The organism is Parapedobacter deserti, from assembly GCF_042646065.1.
In the GTDB taxonomy this organism is placed as follows: domain Bacteria; phylum Bacteroidota; class Bacteroidia; order Sphingobacteriales; family Sphingobacteriaceae; genus Parapedobacter; species Parapedobacter deserti.
In genome coordinates, this window is sequence record NZ_JBHRTA010000048.1 from 1 (window position 1) to 1385 (window position 1385).

A 1385-nucleotide genomic window follows, 5' to 3' on the forward strand; every position below is an offset into this window, starting at 1 on the left:
CGCTGGAACAGTTATCGAAAGAGGACCTTTTAAAGGTCATTTCCAGCCGTGATGAAGCCCTTTCGGAACGCGATCGAAGGATTGCCTATCTGGAATCCCAGCTTGCAATGGTTCGCCGGATGCAGTTCGGCCAGAAGCGCGAGCGTTTCGAGGGCGATCCTAACCAGACCGCCCTGCCATTCGATGCCGCACCTGCCGAAGCGGAACAGCAGCAGGAAGAAGTGAAGCAAAAGATCGAATACGTCCGCAAACGCCCGAACCACAAAGGGCGCGCGAAGCTGCCGGAACACTTAGCGGTAGAAGAGATCGAGATCCACCCCGAAGGCGACCTGTCGGATATGGTATGCATCGGCAAAGAGGTTACCGAGGAGTTGGAGTGCGAGCCTGCCAGGTTCTATATCAAACGTTATATCCGCTACAAATATGCCGCTAAGAACGGTGAAGGCGTAACGATTGCCGAACTTCCCGAGCGGGTCATCGACAAAGGTATCCCCGGCGCCGGCCTGCTGGCGATGATCCTGACCGATAAATACGTGGACCACCTGCCGCTCTACCGCCAGAAACAGCGCTTCGCCAGGGAAAACATCCGGATACCTTCCTCCACCATCGAGGGCTGGACCAGGGAGGCGCTCATCAAACTGCACCCGCTGTATGAGCAGCTCATCTTCGACACCAAAACAAAAGGTTATCTACAGGTGGATGAGACGGTCATAAAAGTACTGGATAGCGAAAAGAAAGGCGCCACCCATCAGGGGTATTATTGGGTGTACCATTCCCCATTGGACAAAACCGTACTGTTCGATTACAATCCTTCGCGCGGCGGCCATGTACCCAGGTCCATGCTGGATAACTTCAGGGGTTACCTGCAGACCGATGGGTATGCAGCGTACGAAAAGTATGGGAAGAAGAAAGGGATAACACACCTGGCCTGCTGGGCGCACGCAAGAAGAGAGTTTGAGCGCGCTTTGGATAATGACAAAGCCAGGGCAGCAAAAGCGTTGCTCATGATCCAGCAGCTCTACGCGGTGGAAAGGAAGGCCCGGGAAGAAGGACTGACCGCCGAACAGACCAAAGGACTCCGTCTGAAAGAATCTCTTCCGGTGATCAACGAGCTGGGCAAATGGATCTTTGAAGAGATCAAATCCACCCTGCCCAAAAGCCAGATCGGCAAAGCCATGGCTTACGCCTATGCCAGATGGGACGGGCTGTCGGCTTACCTAAATGACGGAAATCTGCAGATAGACAATAACCTATGCGAAAATGCACTTCGCGGAGTTGCACTCGGACGCAAAAATTACCTCTTTGCTGGAAGCCATGAAGCTGCGCAGCGTGCTGCGATGATCTATTCCTTCTTCGCCACTTGCAAAAAACATGAAGTCAACCCG

At 53.6% G+C, this 1385-nt stretch carries 1 protein-coding gene; it reads left to right on the plus strand.

The window, feature by feature from the left end; all coding sequences use genetic code 11:
• Positions 1-2: 2 nt before the first annotated feature.
• A partial coding sequence (tnpC, locus tag ACFOET_RS17755) for an IS66 family transposase (RefSeq protein ID WP_379025169.1) occupies positions 3-1385 on the plus strand: 1383 nt, incomplete at its 3' end.